This window comes from Iodobacter sp. BJB302, assembly GCF_002735645.1.
Lineage (GTDB): Bacteria > Pseudomonadota > Gammaproteobacteria > Burkholderiales > Chitinibacteraceae > Iodobacter.
Genome location: NZ_PDZG01000012.1, coordinates 53,361 through 74,422, shown reverse-complemented (window position 1 = coordinate 74,422; position 21,062 = coordinate 53,361). Strand labels below are relative to the sequence as shown.

The window sequence follows — 21,062 nt, the reverse complement described above, 5'->3', positions numbered from 1 at the left end:
GGCAACGCAGCCACCAGCCCAAAAATCAGGAGAATAAAACGTCAACAAGTCATAGCGCAGTAAGCATGCTCAAACTCACTGCTTAGCCACCCTGCGGTGCACAAAGCGCAAGATTTCATCCAGCACCGGCAAGCCTGCCGTTGCCTGCGGATGGTTAATCATCGCCACCACTACTGATGTCTGCCCGTTGGTATCGCGCACATAGCCCGCAGCGGCGCGCACATCCCGCAAAGTGCCGGTTTTGATATGCGCTTCGCCCGCCATACTGCCAAGGCGTTTTTTCATCGTGCCATCAAGCGCTACCAGCGGCAAAGAGGAGATAAACTCTGCGGCATAGGGGCTTTGCCATGCATCAACCAGCAGCTCGGCCAGATGCCGTGCGCTGATTTGCTCTTGCCTTGATAAGCCCGAGCCGTTTTCCATTTTTAGCTCATCAAAATTTTTGCCCCGCCCGTTCAGCCAGCGCTGCACAGCAGCAAAAGATTTTGCTGGCGAATCTTTGCCCGGCTCAGCTGAGCCAAGACTAAGGTACAGCTGGCGCGCCATGGTGTTATTACTGAATTTATTAATATCGCGAATCACATTCGCCAAATCGGGCGAGCGCGTGGTCAGCAATACCTGCGCCTCTGCGGGCACCACTCCCGCACGATTCGCGCCAGTTATCACACCGCCCTGCTCGGCCCACAGGCTGCGAAACAGGCTGGCGGTATAGCTGGGATGATCCAGCAGCGCCAAATAACGCTCGCTCGTGCAGCCCGCTGGCATGCTGCCGCTCAGCACGATTTTGGCGCTGCCGCCTTGATTATCGACCCCCATCTGGAGCTTGTTTTTTGCCGTAGCGCAAGACGCTGCTGGGCTGCTGCTCAGGCGATTATCAATCAGCACCGTGGCTAAATTAGGCTCCAGCGATGTCACCACGCCGCCCGCCTCGGCCCTGAGTGTTAAACGCAGGCTTTTAAAATTGCTCAGCAAGCTGTCCGGGGAAACCAAAAAAGGCCGGTAAGGCTCATCGCCATCGTCGTCATAGGAGGCATTTTCATCGCTTACGCTGAAGAAACTGCGATCAAGCACTAAATCGCCCCGAATCTCTTTAACGCCTGCTGCTTTTAAATCGCGCAGCATCAGCCAGAATCGCTCCAGATTCAGCTTTGGATCCCCATAGCCCTTAATGTAAAGATCACCATTTAAAATGCCATTCACTGGTTTAACCGTGGATGAGATTTCAGTCGCCCACTGATAAGCCGGGCCTAAAAGCGACAAACCGGCGTAGGTGGTCACCAGCTTCATAGTGGATGCCGGGCTGCTGGGCTTGTCTTCCTGAAAATAGAGTGCAGGCAAAGACGATTGCAGCGGTACAATCGCCAAGCTCAGTGAATCACTCGGTAGTTTTGCGGCCTTTAAAGCGCTTAAAATTTCAGCGGGCAGCCCGGCAGCGTGAGCGTTACCCCATGCAAGGGCACAAACTAATAACAATTTTTTCAAAATTTCACTCTTTGTGAGCAGCCTGACGCGCCTGCCAGGCGGCATAATCCGCAAGGTACTGAGCGCGTAAAACATAATAAATATCAAAGACACAGCTATCACCACAGCCGCTTCCGCAGCAGGATTCAAACTCTGGCTCTATCGGAGCTGTTGGCGCGGGATCATCTTCGGGAAAGGTAAGCTGATTATCAAGTGGCAGCATCATGGTAGAATTCATCTATGGCTTATCAAGTACTGGCACGCAAATGGCGGCCCAAATCATTCGCCCAACTCGTTGGGCAAGAACATGTGATCAAAGCGCTGGCAAATGCCTTCGCAAATGATCGTTTACACCACGCCTATCTGCTGACCGGCACACGCGGTGTGGGTAAAACCACTATCGCGCGGATTATGGCAAAAGCGCTGAACTGCGAAACCGGCGTCACTGCCACGCCGTGTGGCGTGTGCCCGGCGTGTACGCAGATTGATGCGGGGCGCTTTGTTGATCTTTTAGAGATCGACGCGGCATCCAACACCGGCATCGATAATATTCGCGAAGTGCTGGACAACGCGCAGTATTCGCCGACCGCCGGGCGGTTCAAAGTGTACATTATCGACGAAGTACACATGCTGTCAAAAAGTGCGTTTAATGCCATGCTTAAAACGCTGGAAGAACCACCCGCCCACGTTAAGTTTATTTTAGCCACCACTGACCCGCAAAAAGTGCCGATTACGGTGCTCAGCCGATGCCTGCAATTTTCTTTGCGCCAAATGACGCCGCAGCAAGTATCCGGCCATTTAACGCAGGTATTGCAAGCCGAAGAAATCAATTTTGAGCAAGGCGCACTCAATATCCTTGGCCATGCAGCTAATGGCTCGATGCGCGATGCGCTCAGCCTATTGGATCAGGCCATTGCTTATGGCGGCGGCGACGTGGGCGAGCTGGCCGTGCGCGCCATGCTGGGTGCGGTGGATCAGAGCTATTTATTTGATATTCTGCAGGCGCTGATTGCAGGCGATGGCAATGCCGTATTAGCTACTGCGGATGCCATTGCGGGCCGTGGTTTATCTTACGAATCGGCCCTGCACGAGCTGGCGCACTTGCTGCATCAGGTAGCCGTGGCACAAGCCGTGCCCAAAGCCTTGGCCGACGATTTGCCACAAAGAGCGCAAATTGCTGCACTTGCAGAGGCCATGAGCCCGGAAGACGCTCAGCTGTATTATCAAATTGCCCTGCACGGCCGCCGCGATTTACCGCTGGCTCCGGATGAATACGCAGGCTTTAGCATGACGCTGCTGCGCATGCTGGCCTTTTCTCCTGCAGAAGCAAGCCAGATTAATCTGCCATCACAAGCAGCCAGTCCGCTCGCAACGGCAGCTCCGGTAATTCAAGCCGTACCTCATGCACCTGCGCCCACTCCGCAGGTACAGCAACAAGCCGCACCACGCCCGCCGATCAGCGATGAGCCCGCGCATTACGATGCACCGCCCTGGCACGAGGAAGAGCGTGCTGCGCCGCCAGCACCGGCCCCCGCCGCTATTGCAGCATCCGTAACAAAAGGCACGTTTAATGGCGACTGGCGCGCGCTGATTCTGCAGCTCAAGCTGGGTGCTGCAGGCATGCTGGCGCAAAACGCAGAATTACTGGGCTATACCGCGAACTCGATCGAGCTGTTAGTGGGCGAAGAACACACCGCTGTCGCCAGCCGCGCCTATCAGGAAAAACTGCGCGAAGCACTCAGCAACCACTTTGGCCATGATATTTCGCTGACCATCACGCTTGGCTCGGCCAGCGGCGATACACCCGCAGCCATCGCTTTAAGAGAAAAACTGGCCCGCCTTGCCGAGGCAACGCAATCTATTCAAAACGATCCTTTTGTACAATCCGTGGTGCGTGATTTTGGTGCCACGGTGATTCCTGATTCAATCAAACCACTCAGTTAACCAAGGAGCAAGACAATGTTTGGTAAAGCCGGCATGGGCAATCTGATGAAACAAGCCCAACAAATGCAAGAAAACATGAAAAAAGCACAAGACGAACTGGCTACTGTAGAAGTAGAAGGCCAGGCAGGTGCAGGCATGGTCAAAGTCACCATGACATGTGCCAATGTAGTAAAACGCGTCGCCATCGATGACAGCCTGATGACCGACGATAAAGACATGCTGGAAGACCTGATCGCAGCTGCATTTAACGATGCAGTACGTAAAGCGGCATCCACATCCGAAGCAAAAATGGCTGGCTTTACCGCGGGCATGCAATTGCCACCGGGCTTTAAAATGCCGTTTTAATTAAGTCTGGTTTCGTATGGCGGAGCACCCCTCCCCTGCGCAGCTATCCAAAAGGGGCAATCTGCCCCTTTTTTACGCCAGAGCACCCCATGTCTACACCACCATCCCTGCACGCCCTGATCGCCGCACTGAAAACCCTGCCCGGCATCGGCCCAAAATCAGCGCAAAGAATGGCCTTTCATTTAATGCAGCGCGATCAGAAAGGAGCGGCCGATTTAGCCACTGCGCTCAATAATGCGCTGGGCAAGCTCAAGCATTGCAGCCTGTGCAATACCTTTGCCGAAGTGGATTTATGCGATGTATGCAGCGATGAAAAACGCCAGCACAATCTGCTTTGCGTAGTAGAAATGCCCACCGATTTAATGATGCTTGAGCAAACACTGGCTTTTCACGGCCTGTACTTTGTGCTGATGGGCAGGCTCAGCCCGCTTGATGGCATTGGCCCCAACGATATTGCCCTGCAAAGACTGCTGGAGCGTGCCAGTGATGGCACGGTAGAAGAAGTCATCCTGGCCACCAACTTCACCACAGAAGGCGAAGCCACCGCCCACTATCTGGCCGAAATGCTGCGCGCCCGCGGCCTGAAAGTCAGCCGGATAGCCCGTGGCATGCCGGTAGGCGGCGAGCTGGAACACGTTGACGCAGGCACACTGGCACAAGCCATGCTTGAGCGACGCAGCGTTTGATTGGCCGGATTAGATATAGCCCCGCAGGTACGAACCACGAAGCCTTACTTTCGCTAAGGGTGAGCTAATGCGTCGACATCTTAGAAAACAGCTGCAACACCACCACGCCGCTCACAATCAAGCCCAAGCCAATAATCGCAGGCCAGTCTGGTTTCTGGCCGTAAAACAACATCGCTACAATGGTGACTAGCACAATCCCCATACCCGACCAAATCGCATAAGCCACGCCGACCGGCACACTTTTCAACACCAACGACAGCATCCAGAACGCCACACCATAGCCCACAAACACAACCATGCTGGGCATCAGCCGACTAAATCCTTCAGTCGCTTTAAGGGCTGAGGTGGCAATCACCTCAGCCACAATGGCAACCGCCAATAAAATATACGCATTCATCAATCAGTAACCTGCATAAACAAGCCCGCCATCTTACGATATGCGGCCCGATGGACACGGGTAAATAATGACAAGCTTGGCAAAAAAATCACTCAATTCTTAGCGTGCTTTCCGGATCAAACATCACCGCCTTAGTCATATCGAGGGATAAGCGCAACGTTTCCCCCGGCCCTTTCACCGCTCTTGGGTGAACCCGCGCCACCACGGGGGTGTGGTTTATTTCCGTAAAAATCATGGTATCCGGGCCTGTAGGCTCTGTGAGCTGCACAAGACACCCCAAACCACCGGTTTCAGAATCCGCGACATCCAGCTGCTCTGGCCGGATACCCAGTAAAACTTTCTGCCCCAGCCGCTGGGTAAGTTGCGCACTTTGTTTCACAGCTAAAAACTGGATATCCCCTTCAGATTGCAAGCTCACGCCAACGCGGCCATCTTGCTCAGCCAAATGGCAAGGAATAAAGTTCATTGAGGGCGAGCCAATAAAACCAGCAACAAATAAATTAGCTGGTTTTTCATAAATATCCTGCGGGCTGCCAAATTGCTGAATAATCCCATCTTTCATTACGGCAATTTTGTCCCCCAGCGTCATCGCCTCAATTTGATCGTGGGTCACATAAACAATGGTGGTATTTAAACGCTGATGCAATTGCTTTATTTCAGTACGCATTTCCACGCGCAATTTGGCATCTAAATTAGATAGCGGCTCATCAAATAAAAATAAAGTTGGGTTTCTGGCTAAAGCGCGCCCCATGGCCACCCGCTGCCGCTGCCCTCCGGATAATTCAGCAGGCTTTCGATTTAAGAGCGGCGTAATTTGCAGCATTTTAGAAACACGCTCAATAATATCTTCCTGCTCTTTTTTTGGTACGCCACGCGTTTCCAAACCAAAAGCAATATTTTGCCGCACACTCATGGTGGGATAAAGCGCATAGCTTTGAAACACCATGGCTATATCCCGGTCTTTAGGTGGCACGTCATTCACCTTGCGCCCACCGATATAAATCTCACCGCTACTTGGTGCATCAAGGCCGGCAATAATATTCATCAAAGTGGATTTACCACAGCCCGATGGCCCTACCAGAATCAGAAACTCCCCCGCTTCAATCGCAATATCGATGCCTTTCAGGATATCTGTATCACCAAAGCTTTTGATGATATTTTTAATGGCCAGTGCACCCATTGTTTATTCCTTGTATAAAGCCAGTATAAATTTATGCAGGATTTTATTTAACCTTTCACCGCGCCTGCTGTTAAACCACGCACAAAGTATTTACCTGCAAAAACATAGACCAGAATAGTAGGCAAGGCGGCAATAATGGCGGCGGCCATATCAACGTTATATTCTTTAACGGATGTAGAGGTGTTCGCCAGATTATTTAATCCCACGGTAATGGGCTGGCTGTCCCCGGCTGAAAACACCACGCCAAATAAGAAATCATTCCAGATATTGGTGAATTGCCAGATCAGCGTCACCATAATAATGGGGGTAGACATCGGCAAAATAATCTTAAAAAAGATACGCCAGAATCCTGCACCATCCAGCCTTGCTGCTTTAATCAGCTCATCCGGAATACCCACATAATAATTTCTGAAAAATAAAGTGGTGGATGCTAAGCCGCAAACGACGTGGACAAAAACAAGGCCAGTGGTTGAGCTGGCAATCCCCAGCCAGCCCAAGGTTTGCGCCATGGGCAATAGCAACACTTGAAAAGGCATAAACACACCAAATAAAATCATGGCAAAAACAATTTCAGAGCCTTTAAAACGCCATTTAGCTAGCACATAGCCATTAATCGCACCGAGCGTGGTAGAGATTAATACGCCAGGAATCACCATACGCACCGAATTAAAAAAATAGGCAGATAAACCATGACATTCCACGCCTGTACAGGCCGATGACCATGCTTTAGCCCATGCGACAAATGAAATTGAGCTAGGAAAAGAAAGTAAATTACCACTTCTGATTTCATCCAGGCCTTTAACAGAAGTAATAAACATCACATACAGCGGCAATAAATAATAAACAGCAGCAAGACACAGCAGGGCATAAAGCAGACCCCGGCCCATTTTATTCGCCATTTTTCTTGCCCCTTAATTCTGAATAAAGATAAGGCACCACCAGCGCTGCAACGGTTGCCAGCATCATCATTGAGCTGGCCGCCCCCACGCCCATTTGCCCACGGGTAAACGCCATTGCATACATAAAGGTGGCTGGCACATCGGAAGAAAAGCCCGGCCCGCCGCCTGTTAAGGCCATTACCAGATCAAAACTTTTAATGGCAATATGCGACAAAATCATCAGGGTAGAAAAAAACACCGGCCTTAAAGCAGGTAGAATAATTTTCCAATAGATGCGGGGTAAAGAAGCACCATCAATTTGCGCGGCTTTTAATATGGAATCATCCACACCACGCAAACCCGCCAGAAACAAAGCCATGACAAAACCAGATGATTGCCAAACCCCTGCAATCACCACGGTATAAATCGACATATCAGAATTAACCAGCCAGTCAAACGTAAACTGAGTAAAACCCCAGTCATGCATCAGTTTTTCCAAGCCTAATCCTGGATTTAACATCCATTTCCAGGCTGTGCCCGTCACTACAAAAGAAAGAGCCATCGGATAGAGATAAATCGTGCGTAATACGCCTTCGCCACGAATTTTCTGATCTAAAAAAATAGCCAGCCCAATACCTATGGCCATTGTGCTGCCAATAAATAAGCCTGCAAATATAAATAAATTTTTTACCGCAACCCACCAGCGCTCATTCTCAAACAGTACCTGATACTGAGCCAGACCGGCCCATTCTAAATTGGGCATTAATCTTGAAACAGTAAATGACAAATAGCCATTCCAAAGAATAAAACCATAAAGAAAAATCAACGTTAAAAGAAAAGAAGGAGCAAGTACGAGGCGCGGCAGCCACCGCTCCGCGAAACCATAGTGTGCTTCCTGAGCGGATACAGACATTGTTTTCTCCAGAACTGGCTATCCAGCACGCGGGAAAGACAAACTTGTAAGTAAGACAAGGAAAAAACAGGGGGCAGCCCTGCAGCTGCCAGCCCAGTTTATTACAGTATTTATTTCACTTTTGCTGCCGCAGCCAATTTAACGCTCGCTTGCTGAGCCGTCATGGCGTCATCATTCCAAAATTGCGAAATCACATCAGCTACTGCGCCCTGAGTCGCTGAATGCATGGCCATGCCATGAGCCCAGGACGGCAGCAATGATCCTTTGGCAGAGGTGGCTTTAAAATCTTCGGCTGATTTTTTGCCACAATCATCAAACTTACTCATATCAAGGCCCTGCCGGACAGGAATAGAGCCTTTATTCAGATTAAAGATTTCCTGAAACTCCGGGCTCATTAAAGTAACGGCTAAATCTTTCTGCCCTTTTTCAGCGTCTTTATTAGGCAGTTTAAACATGGCAAAGCTATCGATATTAAAGGTGTAAGCCGCCGCAGTACCTGGCGCTGCCACACAGAGAAAATCTTTACCCGGCACTTTGCCCGCAGCGAGAAATTCACCCTTGGCCCAATCCCCCATGATTTGCATAGCGGCTTTGCCATTAATGACCATAGACGTGGCTAAATTCCACTCCCGCCCCGGGGCATTTTTATCGGTATAAGGTTTTAGTTTTTTATAGGTAGTAAGCGCGTTAATCATACTGGCGCTTTTTAAAGTGGCAGGGTCGAGCTGAATAAACGCTTTCTTATAAAAATCACTGCCGCCAACACCTAAGGCGACAGCTTCAAATACCGTGGCATCCTGCCAGGGCTGGCCGCCATAGGCAAGCGGCTGAATACCGGCTTTTTGCAAGGCATCCGCAGTTTTAAAAAACTCATCCCAGGTTGTTGGCACTCTGGCATTTGCTTTTTTAAGTAAATCCGGATTAACCCACAGCCAATTAACACGATGCACATTCACCGGGGCGGCTACATAACTGCCTTTGTATTTCATTGCACTGGCCACCACTGGCGGCAGCAATTTATCCCAGCCTTCTTTTTTTGCCACATCGTCTAAAGAAGCTAAAACACCTTCATTTCCCCATTCCTGAATAGATGGCCCTTTAATTTGGGCTGCTGCTGGCGGCTGGCCAGATACGACGCGTGTTTTAAGCGCGGTCATTGCGTTATCGCCGGCCCCGCCTGCCACGGCAAAGTCTTTCCATTTATGACCTTTGGCTTCCAGCATTTTTTTAAGTTCTACAGCCGCTTTTGCCTCACCACCGGAAGTCCACCAGTGCAATACTTCAACATCCGCGGCATGCACGGAAAACGCAATTGAAAAGCTCGCCGCCAACAAACTCACCTTCAGTTTCTGCATTATCGTATTCCTTATGTTGGGTACGCACATTGCTGACTATGTGTGCTCCAATTACTGTAGATGGGCAATATAGTCATTTAAATGAGGCGAAACACGATTGGGCAATAACCTTAAGGCAAATACCCTATCAAACCCAAACCAACACAGGAATAGCGTTTTATATTAAATACAGAAATTAAATTTCCGAGATTTGCACCCCTTTCAGCGAAGCAGCAAGGCCCCCCGCAGAACGTACTTTTAATTTGGTGTAAATACGTGCACGGTGTACTTCTACCGTTTTAATACTGATATCTAATTCATCAGCAATTTGCTTATTTAAACGTCCGGTGAGTAATTCACGCAGTACTTCACGCTCGCGCGGTGTCAGGCTTTCAAGGCGCTCATCCAAAGACTGGCGGGCATTCCAAGCGCTACGCGCTTCTTCATCACGGGAAAGGCAGGCTTCAATTCTGGACACCAGCAGGCCGTAATCGCATGGTTTTTCCAAGAAATCCATAACGCCATCTTTCACTGCGGCAACAGCCATTGGCACATCAGCATGGCCTGTTAAGAAAATAACCGGTGGCAAATAGAACGCATTTTTTAATTCGGCATACAGCTCTAAACCACTCATGCCCGTCATGCGGACATCAATAATCAGGCAGCTGTATTCCGATGCATCTGATTCATTTAAAAAATGCTCTGCCGATTCAAAACCAAAAACAGGCCACTGATGCGCTTCGAATAAAATTTGCAGCGCATCACGAACGGCGGAGTCATCATCAATTACAGCGATTGGTCGCATAACAATTACCTTTCAAGATAGTAATACTGAAGAGGGCCAGGAAATTCACTACGGTTAATTCTAAATTTAACTTCAGGAATTAACATTAAATCAGTGACATATCGCTGCCCCGGCTCTCATTTAAGATAAAACAACGGGAAGGCGGAAAATAAAACAACTGCCGCCATCAGGGTTCGCCTGAATTTTTAAATGCCCCTGATGCTGTTCAATCACAGAGCGGCAAATATTCAGACCAATCCCCATTCCCTCGGGCTTACTGGTATAAAAAGACTGAAACAATAACGCCGGGTTTTCAATTCCAGACCCCCGGTCGGCCACACAGACTTCAAGCCAGTCTTTACCTGCATAAGCGCTGACCCGGATTTCTCTTTGTGCCACAGGCGTTTCCAGCATGGCCTCCATACCATTCTTAATTAAATTAAATAGCACCTGTTCCAGCATCACGCCATCTCCCATTACCTTGGGCAGGGCGGGGCTTAAATCCAGAACAATGCGGCTTTGATATTTTCGGGCCATTGGCTCGAGTAACTGCATAACCACCCCCAGCAGCTCGGCAAAATCACAGAGCTCGCTGCGCGAAGCACGCCGGGAAGAGAAATTACGAATTCCGCTGATAATTTGCCCGGCACGCCGGGCCTGCTCACCCATTTTGGCCAGAATATGCCTGACCGAATTTTTTTCATCACGGGATAAAATTTCTTCACCGGCGGCAGCATAGCCCGCAATCGCAGCCAGCGGCTGATTAAGCTCATGTGCAAGGCTGGATGCCAACTCGCCCATACTGACTAATCTGGCCGTATGCTGGAGCTTTTCTTCCCTTGCCCGCTCTTCTTCAGCAATTTGCCGTCTTTCAGTAATATCGGCGGCGATTTCCAGCCAAGCCACCAGTCCGTCCACCCACTGAATCCGCCGGCGTTGTACCAAAAACCAACGGCCGCTGATCGGATCCTGCCGCTCTGCGGCGGCCTCTCCAATCGGTAAGAGCGGCCACATACAGCACTCCCCGTCCGCCTGCAAAGGGAAGGTATGGCTATGGTGCCGGTTACGGTAGCGCACGATGCCACTATCCACATCAAATACTGATACAGCCGCATCCAAGCCTTCCAATACTGTAAGCAGCTGTTTGCGTGACTCAGCCAGTGCCTCACGCTCACTTTGCAACTCGGTCACATCATATAAAGAAGCCATCCAGCCACGGTGCTCTCCCCGCCCGTCTACGAGACGTGAAGAATAAAGGCGCACATCAAAACGCTCGCCATCCCGGCGCATAAAACGCAGTGCAAAGCCGCTGACAGGACACTCCCCAGACAAGAGGGAATTCCAGGCCGCAGCACAGGCCGCTAGCTCTTCCGGCGCCCAATAAGGCATAGGGGACGATTTACCCAGCAACTCGGCTTGAGATCTGCCCACCATGCTGCAAAACGCCAGGTTTGCGTAAATCAAATGCCCGGAAGTATTAATGGCCAGCAAGCCGGTGGTAAGTGAATCCTCCATTGCGGCACGAAAACGCATCTCGTCCCGCAAAGCGCCTTCTGCCTGCTGACGCTGCTGCATCCGTTTTTTCAGCAGGCTCAGCGCCCACAGCAAAGCCACCAGCAATACAAACACCACGCCCAACAACCAGAGCTGTGTCACGGATGTTTTTTCATGCCGCACACTGGCCCGCAATTTCAGGCCGTGGCCCAGTGGCTCAAAACCCACAGACCGGCTTATCCCGGTCAGGCTCATCCGTGCATCATGGGGGGCCAGCACATTCCCTTTTCCATCCAGCAAGGATAAATCGTAGCGCTGCACCATCCACCATGGCACCCGCTGCTGCAAAATTGCAGGCAGAGCATACGCAGCCAGCACAGAGCCCAGATACACGGTGCCTTTAAAGATGGGTACAACCAGCACGATCTGAGCCACTTTAGGCTCGCCCGCCATAATCACATTGGAATATAAAACATAGCCCAGCGTGGCCGCGCCATCGAGCACCTCCAGCAGCAGGGGATCATCCAGAGGCACCAGGCTTTGCGGGCGCGAGCTGTACGCCGGTAAGCCCCACACCCGGTTCCCCCCGGAATTAACATAATCAACCGAGAGCATTTCGGGCGACGCACGCAACAGGCTGTCGGCTCTGGCGCGAAAATCCTCCTCGCGCAAAGCATTCGCCGAAATACCATAAGCCAGATTTTCAATCGCATTCTGATTGGTTTGCAAGTGCAGGCGCAGGCCCTGCTCCTGCCAAAGCAAATCCTGAGACAAGACCGTATCCTGTGCGTTTCTGGCCTGGCGAAAATCAAGCCAGACAAAGCTTATCAGCGCCAGCAGCACAAGGCTAATCGAGATATAGGCGAGCCACCACAGCCAATGCTGGCCAGCTCGGCGCATCAGGGAAGAATTCATAGTTGGCCAGCTTGGGGCATAAAGGAAAAAAACATCTTGGCCAGTTCAGTGCTTCAAAAATAACATTATTTTTATGACTTTGACGTGATCAGTGCACGCAAACATGTGAGGAGGATAGGGTGCATTGTATCGAGTCCCCATATGGTAAAACCCTAAGACAAAAAAAACGCCGGTGCAAATCGCCCCGGCGTTTCTCATCAATCAAGCTGTAAATCAAGAGCAAAAGACATCATTCACCTGTATAAACAAAGACTTATAAAGAAAACAGAAAATAGTTTTCAGCCTTTATTTCTGAATTAATCGCGGCTGTTACCTGTGAAAGCCATGATTAAATTCAACAAACTGGTAAATAAATTATAAACATTCAGATAAAGACTCAGCGTAGCGCTCACATAATTGGTTTCGCCACCATTTACGATCCGGCTTACGTCATACAAAATAAAGCCAGAGAAAATCATCACGGCTACGGCCGAAATAGTCAAAGACAGCGCAGGGATCTGGAAGAAAATATTCGCCAATGCAGCCAGAATAATCACCACCAAACCAATCATTAAGAATTTCCCCATAAAGGAGAAGTCTTTCTTAGTGACCGTTGCTATCGTCGCCAGCGTAAAGAAAATAGCCCCTGTACCGATAGCAGCCATGGCAATCATTTCTGCACCGTTGCTGAAGCGTAAAGCCATTTGCAACATTTGCGACAACCACAAACCCATAAACCCGGTATAGGCCAGCAAAATGAACACGCCGGCAGCGCTTTCTTTGGTTTTTTCAATGGCGTAGAAAGAACCAAAACTAATGGCCATAAAGACAATAAAGCCCATCATGGGTGACATGCGGAACTGCATGGCAATACCCAAGAAAGCGCCAATGGCTGTTGGTACCATGGTCAGTGCCAACATAAAATAAGTATTGCGTAATACGCGATTACGCTCGACCGACAGCGCAGAGCTGCCATAAGCGGTAGTATTTAATTGCATTATCGTGTCTCTCCATTCTCACGGACTGGCCGTGTATGTCAGATAGATTGGTGTGATATAAAAAAGTTTCAAGAAGATTGAAAGAAAGATTCAATATCTGCAACTTTTACTAGGGTAAGTGCTTTTGGTGACCATTGCGGCTGATCATCCCTGTCGATAAGTTTAGCACGCACCCCTTCATGAAAATCACCATGCCGCAAACAATTTCTTGCACCTATCCACTCCATTTCCACCACTTCATCGTAAGAAAGCGCTTGTGCCCGCTGCGCCATTTCCCAAGTCAAGTAAATTGAAGTGGGTGATCCTGCTGCCTGCAGTGCAGCGGCCTGATGTAAAGCGGCTGCATCACCTTGGTAATTTTGAATCCGCCCGCAAATAGCCAGCAAATCATCCCCCTCACAGATTGCGGCCACTTCGTCCGCCAGGGGTAGCCATACCGATTCAGGCAAGGGGCAAGGCCAGGCCGCTGACAGCGCCGCAAGCGCCCCGGAAGCCAGCTCTGCATCACGCTCACCCACTCCACTCCAAGGTAAGGCTTGCAAAGTGACGATCAAGTCAGCAAAAGAGCATGATGGCAAAGCAAACTCTGCCGCGCCAAAGGCCAAAGCATCTGCCGCATTCAGGCGGCTGCCTGTTAGCGCCAATAAGCGCCCCAACCAGCCTTCTAACTGTTGCAGCCAAAAACTGGCACCCACATCGGGAAACAGGCCAATACTGACTTCAGGCATAGCTAACACACTAGATTCAGTCACGATACGATGGCTGGACGCTGCAAAAATCCCCCAGCCGCCGCCCATGACAATGCCGTTCCCCCAGGCGATCACGGGCTTTGGATAACGGTGTAATTCCCGGCAGAGATCATATTCATGACGGAAAAAATCATCGCCTTCATGTAAAAATTCAGGCTGACTCATGGCGTGGTAAAGCGCACGAATATCGCCGCCCGCACAAAAAGCCCGCTCGCCCTCGCCGCGTACCAGTACCGCCACTAGCGATGAATCATGCCGCCAAGCTTCAATCTGCTCACGGATCTTCAAAACCATAGGCAAGCTTTGCGCATTCAGCCTGCTGGAGGCCAATAGAATTTCACCCAAAAACAAACCATTACTCAGCGCAATCTGCTGAAAATGCACCATCTTTATATCTCTCTTTAAAACAAGGGGAGTGCTGCCCGGCATAAAACCCACACCTTAAACCACGGAGGAAAGGGAGAACACGGAGGGCCACGGAGAAAAACACAGAGAAACAATGTTTTCTCCATGAAACTCCGTGCCCTCTGTGTTTCAAGATTTGAGTTTTGACCAGAAGCTAATTATCACTGCGGTGTACTGATCTTAAAAAATATATCAGCCACCCGTGCCGCCCACTGTCAAACCACCATCAATACGTAAGGTAGGTTGCCCTACGCCAACCGGTACGCTCTGGCCTTCTTTGCCACAGGTGCCCACACCAGGGTCGAGCTGCATATCGTTGCCGATCATCGAAACACGCGTTAATACATCTGGGCCGTTGCCGATCAGGGTTGCGCCTTTTACTGGATACATCAGTTTGCCATCCTCAACCCACCATGCTTCGGCGGCGGAGAATACAAACTTGCCGCTGGTGATATCCACCTGACCCCCACCAAAGTTAGCCGCGTACAGGCCGCGCTTGATAGAGCCGATGATTTCTTCAGGCTCCGCACTGCCACCCAGCATCAGGGTATTGGTCATGCGCGGCATAGGCAGATGGGCAAAGCTTTCGCGGCGGCCATTGCCGGTCAGCGGCATATTCATCAGGCGGGCATTCAGGCTGTCTTGCAGATAACCTTTTAAAATACCGTCTTCGATCAGTACTGTGCGCTGAGTTGGATTGCCTTCATCGTCAATATTGAGTGAGCCACGGCGATCGGCGATCGTGCCGTCATCCACCACAGTCACGCCCTTAGCGGCAACCTGCTGGCCAATCTTGCCGCTGAATGCGGAAGAGCCTTTGCGGTTGAAATCACCTTCCAAACCATGACCAATCGCTTCGTGCAATAAAATGCCCGGCCAGCCGGAACCCAGCACCACGGTCATTTCACCGGCAGGTGCCGGGCGGGCGTGTAAATTCAGCACGGCTTGATCGACCGCTTTTTTCGCGTAATCCAGCACCACGGCATCATCAAAATAGCCATAGGCAAAGCGGCCACCACCGCCTGCACTGCCCTGCTCACGCAAGCCGTTTTCTTCCACAATCACCTGGATAGACAAGCGGCAGAGCGGGCGTACATCGGCAGCACGATGGCCATCGTGGCGCGCTACGTAAACCACTTCAAACTCAGAAGCGAGGCTGGCCATCACTTGCACCACACGCTTATCTAGGCTGCGGGCGGTGCGCTCTAGTTTTTCCAGCAGCGCCACTTTAGCCAGCTCATCCAGGCTGGCCAGCGGATCAACCGGCTGATAAAGCGAGTGCCCCACAATGTCCCGGCCTAATGCCACGGTGTTTTGCCCGCCCTGCCGGCCAATCGCCCGCGTAGCGGCTGCGGCCTGGGTCAGCGCATTCAGGCTGATGTCATCAGAATACGCAAATGCGGTTTTCTCACCCGATACAGCACGAACGCCGACACCGGTATCAATATTAAAGCTGCCTGACTTCACAATGCCTTCGTCCAGACTCCATGCTTCGCTGCGGCTGTATTGAAAATACAAATCAGCGTAATCAATATCATGCGTCAGCATCTGCCCAAACACCTGATCGAGCTTGGCATCGTCCAGATTAAAAGGCGTCAGCAACGTTTGGCGGGCAGTTTCTAAGTGAGTCATTGTTTTGTCGCTTGAGTGAATCAGATGATTGAAAGGTATTACACACTATCTTTAAGGCGCAGGGAAGGCGAGAAATCCCCCTGAAGCCAAAAGGTCTGCAGAACCCATTAGCCATTTCAGGGTGGGCAACCGGCTTTAAACCTTGAACCACAGAGCGCACAGAGAAAAGCAATGATTGAGTGGTTTTCTCTGTGGCACTCTGTGTCCTCGTTTTACTCTGTGGTTCAAGGTTTAGAAAAAACGTCAAAGTAAGCGATGCGTTAAGGCGGGCAGGATGCGCCTTACTCTGTCCATCTGGCTGGCTTTTAATTCGGCCATCACCACGCCTTCGCCGCTGGCCTGGCAGGCTAGTACTTTGCCCCAAGGGTCGATCAGCATGCTGTGGCCAAAGGTATGACGGCCGGTGGAGTGCTCGCCACCTTGCCCTGATGCAATCACATAACACTGGTTTTCGATGGCACGGGCACGCAGCAATACTTCCCAATGCGCCTCGCCCGTGGTTTGGGTAAACGCAGCAGGCAGAATGATAAAATCAACCGGCAACATGGCACGGAAAAATTCAGGGAAACGCAAATCGTAGCAAACCGATAAGCCGATACGGCCAAAGGGCGTATCAAAAGCCACCGGCTGCTGCCCCGCTAAAATCGTATCGGCCTCGCGAAAACACTCCGTGCCGTTATCAAAACCAAATAAATGCATTTTGTCGTAGCGCGCCACGCACTCGCCTGCCGGTGAATACACAAGGCAGCTATTATTAACACGGCTTGCATCAGCACAAGTCAGGGGCACGGTGCCACCCACCAGCCACACGCCATATTCTTTGGCAGCCGCGGCTAAAAAACTTTGAATTGGCCCGTTTCCAAATGCTTCTTTAACCGCCACTTTATCCCTATCTTTATTGCCCATAATCGCAAAATATTCGGGCAGGACGATCAGCTGAGCACCGGCATTTGCAGCATTTTTAATCAAACGCGCTGCACTGGCTAAGTTAGCCGCCACGTCAGGCCCTGACACCATTTGAATGGCTGCGGCAAGTAAAGTATTCATTTTTCCACGCTCAATTTTTATTTTCTATTAAAGGGCATGCGTGACATGGGGCTGCTTACACTTTTAATTTGCGGGTCCAGCATACTGCCTGTGATGTCGTATTCGTAAGCCACCAGCTGACCAAGCGGATCTTTTAAGACACGCTGCAATAAAAAGGTAGCCACGCCAATCACAGGATTAATAATTGTGGTAGCCACCGCCACACTGTCGCCGATCACCGGCACAATCCGTACGCGTAAATTTTGTGTGGCCGCCATAAAATTAGCGTCGCCCCTGAATAAAACCTGCGCGGCGGGGCCGGCAATCACCAGATTATCGGTGCGTGCCACGCCCCGGTCGATCACGCTGTCCCCACGGATTGAATCAAATTCAAAGCCTTCAGAAAATACATCTCTGAAATCAAGCTGCACGCGGCGGGCCAGGGATTGCAGACTGAGAATCGACAATAAGCGTCCTACGCCCGGATCAACCTTAGCAAACTGCCCTGCCTCCACATCCACGCGCAATTTACCTTGCAGGGTTGACAGATCAGGCGGGAATAGCTCGCCATCCCATGCCACATCGCCACTGAGCTTTGCGGGAGCACGGCGCATGGTGTCCGGCACACCAAGACGGGTCAGCAATTTACCGAGGTTTTCAGTTTCAATCGCAAAATTACCGCTGATTCTGCCCGGCGATTTATCCCAAACGCCGCTCATATTCAGCTTGCCATCGGGGTTGCTGATATTCACGCCGCTTAAACGCCAGTTTTCACCCTGCTGCACCGCATCGACTTCCAGCTTGCCCAGCTGTAAATTTTTATAGCGAAAATCATTCACTTGCAAATCAAGCGCAGGCAATTGTTGCAATGGCGATGCCAGCTGCACCGCACCATAAGTTTGAAAAGGCAGCCACAGCTTGCTTAAGCGGCTGCTGAGCTTGCCTTTTTCGTGGCCGTTCCAGTCAAAAGTACCGGCCAGCTCCTGGCTCTCAATACTGCCCTTCCAGAGCGATTCATTTTGCTCCTGAGCCTTAATCCGCACATCGATCAGGCGCCTGCCCCAGCTCAATACACGGCCAAAACGTAAATCCACACTCAAAGGCCCCGGGCGGCTGCCCGTCTGATCGCCGATCAGCTCATCAGTCAGCGCCAGCCAGCTTTGCACATTTAATTCTGGCAAGCCGCCACTGATATGAATGCCTGCTTTAGGCATGGCGGGTAAGGCCCCCGAGCCCAGCATAATTTGCCCCTGCAGCTTATTGCCTAAGGATAATTGCCCTTGCAAGCTTCTGTCGTAAGCAAACTCGAGCAAAGTTGGATCATTGGCATTGCCGCTTAAACGCAGGCGCAGCGGCCGGCTATCCCCGCCGTTTTTAGCCAGAGGCGCTGGCAAATCCACACTTAAACCCTGCAATGGCGATTGAATGCTTAGTGCGTACTGAGCCTGCCCCGTGCTTAAACTGGCCTGATAAGGCACTTTTCCGTGCAGGCGTTGTTTAAACGGCACACCATAGCGATCGGCCACGTCCTGAATATCAGCCTGCCCGGCCATATTCAGCAGCAATGCGCCCTGGGCATTGCTTGCGCCGGAAAGCTTCACCCCTCCCCCCAGGGCTTGGGCTTTTGCGTCTTTAATGGTCAGCGACTGCTCAGTAAAGCCAATCTTTCCATCGGCTTTAGTCAGAAGCGGAACCGCCCCGCCAAAATCGAGTTTATTTCCCGAAAAGCGGTACTCACCCAGAATCTTGCTGGCATCGGTGTTTTCCAGTGGCAGGGCTAATTGCAAGCTCAGCTCGCCATCTCCTTCCGCTTTCAGATCATCAATAAAGCCTTCGGTGCTCTGCTTAACCGGGCTTTGGTGTACAAAACGTAAAAACTCCAGAGTTGCCCCCTGCGCCTTGCCTCTGACATTCAGCATAGGAGACAGCGTATCCATCTCAGGAATCGATACCGCCACATCCCGCAAATTCACCGCAAAGATTTTGCCCTTGCTGGCCCTGATATCCATCGCCGCGCCATGAAAATCAAGAAACGCATCGATATGCTCAATCGCAGGCCAGTCATCGGCATAAGACAAGACCACATCTTTGGCATCTGCCGTGATTCTGAACACGCCATCTTTAGGATTGCGGAAAGGAAAGTTTTCTAAATTGCCACGTAATTCGGCCCGTCCATTAACGGCTTTACCGCTAAGCAAGGATGTTTTCAGCCATACCAGCGTTTCATCGCCTGCGGCGCGGGGCAAATACAAGTAAGCACGTTTGGCTTGCAGCTCGCGAATATCGCCTTTTAAATTCAGATTTCCCAGCCCCTTACCGGGCCAGATATATTGCGCACTGGCGCGTAAATTTGTGTCTGCATTGGCCAGCTCAGCCTGTGGCACATCCAGCTTCCACCCTCCTGCCGCCCGCTGCCATGCCAGAGTAAAACTTGAGCGGTCAAAATGCAGCGGCTCAACAAATTGCGAGGGCATAGTCAGTGATAAATCACGGCTGGCTATTGTGGCCTTGCCAGAGTTCTGATCCAGCCTGGCTTTTAAATCAAAGCGCCCTAATAATGGCAGCCCCTGTTGCGGCAGAGCCAGCTCGAGCGCTTTGGCATCTATTTCAGCACTATATATTTTTGCTTTTTGCCATAGCCCTTGCCAGTTAAGCGTCAGCTGATCAATCCGGCCCTTCATTCCCGCATCCTGATACGCTGCCGGTAGCCATGCAGAAAGGGCACCTAGGCCGTTCAAACTTAAAGACTGCAGCGCCAGGCTGTGCTTGTCTGAACGATCGCGCTGGTAATCGAAGCGGCAGTTTTGGCAAAGATCACCACTGGCCGTGGCCATATGGGCCGCTTTTAAACGTAAAGACTGCTGCTCCTGATCATCCTGCCAGACAAAGCCCCCTTCAAAAGCAGGCAAAAACAAAGCCTGCGGGGCATCAGGCCAAGCCAGCACTAAATTGTTTAGTTTTAATTTGGCATCTATTTTTTCAAACTTGCCCCTGGCAAAATGCACGCTACCCCTCAGCCCGCCATCGCCTTCCGCCTGAGTAAACCATTGCGCCTCACGGGGCAATCTTTGCGCCAGTTGTTGCAAATCCACACGGGGCATATCCATTGTCAGCAGCCCGGACCAGCTCCGCAGCTCGCCCACATCCTGACCACGCCAGTTTCCTGATAAGGAAACAGCATCGGATACCACTTTAGGCGGCAAGACAGAAAGCTCAAAACGATGGCTGCCAAAACGCTGTTTGATATCCAGATCAAAATGAGAAAAGACCTGCTCGCCTGTGTGGCTTTGCTCATCCAGGTAGTTTAATTTGCCATCACTGATTTTGAGCTCGCCCTGCGCCAGCAGCCAGTTCATAAACCGGTTTTCATTTTTGCCCGCACCCGTTTTTAGCGGAAAACCCGCCACAAACCACTGCCCGGCCTGATCACGGCGCAGATTTAAATGAGGGGCAACAGTAGCTAAGCGGCTAAACAACAGCTCGCCGCGCAGCAACGTCCACCACGATAAATCAGCATCAGCCGACGTGAGCTGCAGACCGGCCAGCCCGGCACCGGACACTTTAAAATGATCAACGCGGATATAAGGATGAATGCCCCGCCAGCCGCCGGACAAACGCCCCATTTCAATCTGGCTGCCGGTGGCATCAACCAGCTTTTGCACCAGCCATGGCCGGTATTCATCAAGGCGGGGCAGCACATAAAACTGCCAGGCCAGCACCACAGAGCAAAAAACCAGGCCGACACCCGCCAGCACCCGCAGTAAAGCGCGGTAATGCCAGCGAAAAAATAAAGAAAAACGTTGCAGTAGCTTAGAAAAAACAGGCATTCAGTGCGGCTCGGACATGCCAAAATCAGGCAGTGCTGTGTTAGGCTTTGCTGACACTTGAGCAAAGCCAATCGCTGGAGAAGCATCACGATCGGCTGCAGCTGAGTGTCAAACA

Annotated in this window: 17 protein-coding genes; 3 read left to right on the top strand and 14 right to left on the bottom strand. The window is 51.1% G+C overall.

Going from position 1 to position 21,062, the window contains the following annotated elements:
* Positions 1 to 75: 75 nt before the first annotated feature.
* Together dacB and CSQ88_RS06150 are read right to left on the bottom strand one after the other, a co-directional pair.
* Entirely contained in the window at positions 76 to 1,482 is a 1,407-nt protein-coding gene (dacB, locus tag CSQ88_RS06155) for a D-alanyl-D-alanine carboxypeptidase/D-alanyl-D-alanine-endopeptidase (RefSeq protein ID WP_180273551.1), read from the bottom strand.
* Between the two features lie 4 nt (positions 1,483 to 1,486).
* The gene (locus CSQ88_RS06150; protein ID WP_233702893.1) at positions 1,487 to 1,687 is read right to left on the bottom strand and encodes an oxidoreductase-like domain-containing protein; all 201 of its coding nucleotides are present in this window, start codon (positions 1,685 to 1,687) and stop codon (positions 1,487 to 1,489) included.
* 14 nt (positions 1,688 to 1,701) lie between these two features.
* Here CSQ88_RS06150 and dnaX point away from each other — a divergent pair, with 14 nt between their 5' ends.
* The 3 genes from dnaX to recR all read left to right on the top strand — a co-directional run bounded on the left by dnaX (position 1,702) and on the right by recR (position 4,436).
* On the top strand, positions 1,702 to 3,405 hold the full coding sequence (gene dnaX, locus CSQ88_RS06145; RefSeq protein WP_099397228.1) for a DNA polymerase III subunit gamma/tau: 1,704 nt from the start codon (positions 1,702 to 1,704) through the stop codon (positions 3,403 to 3,405).
* A 15-nt stretch (positions 3,406 to 3,420) separates the two neighbouring features.
* Complete coding sequence (locus tag CSQ88_RS06140) at positions 3,421 to 3,750, top strand: YbaB/EbfC family nucleoid-associated protein (protein WP_099397227.1); 330 nt, start codon at positions 3,421 to 3,423, stop codon at positions 3,748 to 3,750.
* Between the two features lie 89 nt (positions 3,751 to 3,839).
* Positions 3,840 to 4,436: a recombination mediator RecR gene (gene recR / locus CSQ88_RS06135; protein WP_099397226.1), complete on the top strand. Its 597-nt coding sequence runs from the start codon at positions 3,840 to 3,842 to the stop codon at positions 4,434 to 4,436.
* A 64-nt stretch (positions 4,437 to 4,500) separates the two neighbouring features.
* Here the strand turns inward: recR and CSQ88_RS06130 are convergent, their stop codons facing one another.
* The 12 genes from CSQ88_RS06130 to CSQ88_RS06075 all read right to left on the bottom strand — a co-directional run bounded on the left by CSQ88_RS06130 (position 4,501) and on the right by CSQ88_RS06075 (position 20,947).
* A complete protein-coding gene (locus tag CSQ88_RS06130) occupies positions 4,501 to 4,833 on the bottom strand; it encodes a multidrug efflux SMR transporter (RefSeq protein WP_099397225.1) in 333 nt (110 codons plus the stop codon).
* An 88-nt stretch (positions 4,834 to 4,921) separates the two neighbouring features.
* Positions 4,922 to 6,013 carry an ABC transporter ATP-binding protein gene (locus CSQ88_RS06125; protein ID WP_099397224.1) on the bottom strand — a complete coding sequence of 364 codons (1,092 nt, stop codon included), beginning with the start codon at positions 6,011 to 6,013 and terminating at the stop codon, positions 4,922 to 4,924.
* A gap of 47 nt (positions 6,014 to 6,060) precedes the next feature.
* The gene (locus CSQ88_RS06120) at positions 6,061 to 6,912 is read right to left on the bottom strand and encodes a carbohydrate ABC transporter permease (protein WP_099397223.1); all 852 of its coding nucleotides are present in this window, start codon (positions 6,910 to 6,912) and stop codon (positions 6,061 to 6,063) included.
* Positions 6,902 to 7,804, bottom strand: a complete 903-nt coding sequence (locus CSQ88_RS06115) for a carbohydrate ABC transporter permease (RefSeq protein WP_099397222.1) — start codon at positions 7,802 to 7,804, stop codon at positions 6,902 to 6,904. Before CSQ88_RS06115 ends, CSQ88_RS06120 begins: the two co-directional genes overlap by 11 nt.
* Before the next feature lie 110 nt (positions 7,805 to 7,914).
* Complete coding sequence (locus CSQ88_RS06110) at positions 7,915 to 9,159, bottom strand: ABC transporter substrate-binding protein (RefSeq protein ID WP_099397221.1); 1,245 nt, start codon at positions 9,157 to 9,159, stop codon at positions 7,915 to 7,917.
* Positions 9,160 to 9,334: 175 nt separating this feature from the next.
* On the bottom strand, positions 9,335 to 9,943 hold the full coding sequence (locus tag CSQ88_RS06105) for a response regulator transcription factor (protein ID WP_099397220.1): 609 nt from the start codon (positions 9,941 to 9,943) through the stop codon (positions 9,335 to 9,337).
* Positions 9,944 to 10,063: 120 nt separating this feature from the next.
* A complete protein-coding gene (locus CSQ88_RS06100; RefSeq protein ID WP_099397219.1) occupies positions 10,064 to 12,331 on the bottom strand; it encodes a PAS domain-containing sensor histidine kinase in 2,268 nt (755 codons plus the stop codon).
* Positions 12,332 to 12,627: 296 nt separating this feature from the next.
* A complete protein-coding gene (locus tag CSQ88_RS06095) occupies positions 12,628 to 13,308 on the bottom strand; it encodes a Bax inhibitor-1/YccA family protein (protein WP_099397218.1) in 681 nt (226 codons plus the stop codon).
* A gap of 68 nt (positions 13,309 to 13,376) precedes the next feature.
* The gene (locus CSQ88_RS06090) at positions 13,377 to 14,444 is read right to left on the bottom strand and encodes an enoyl-CoA hydratase/isomerase family protein (protein WP_180273550.1); all 1,068 of its coding nucleotides are present in this window, start codon (positions 14,442 to 14,444) and stop codon (positions 13,377 to 13,379) included.
* Between the two features lie 210 nt (positions 14,445 to 14,654).
* Positions 14,655 to 16,094 carry a metalloprotease TldD gene (gene tldD / locus CSQ88_RS06085; protein WP_099397216.1) on the bottom strand — a complete coding sequence of 480 codons (1,440 nt, stop codon included), beginning with the start codon at positions 16,092 to 16,094 and terminating at the stop codon, positions 14,655 to 14,657.
* Positions 16,095 to 16,337: 243 nt separating this feature from the next.
* Complete coding sequence (locus tag CSQ88_RS06080) at positions 16,338 to 17,141, bottom strand: carbon-nitrogen hydrolase family protein (protein ID WP_099397215.1); 804 nt, start codon at positions 17,139 to 17,141, stop codon at positions 16,338 to 16,340.
* Positions 17,142 to 17,158: 17 nt separating this feature from the next.
* A complete protein-coding gene (locus CSQ88_RS06075) occupies positions 17,159 to 20,947 on the bottom strand; it encodes a YhdP family protein (protein WP_099397214.1) in 3,789 nt (1,262 codons plus the stop codon).
* Between the last annotated feature and the right edge of the window lie 115 nt (positions 20,948 to 21,062).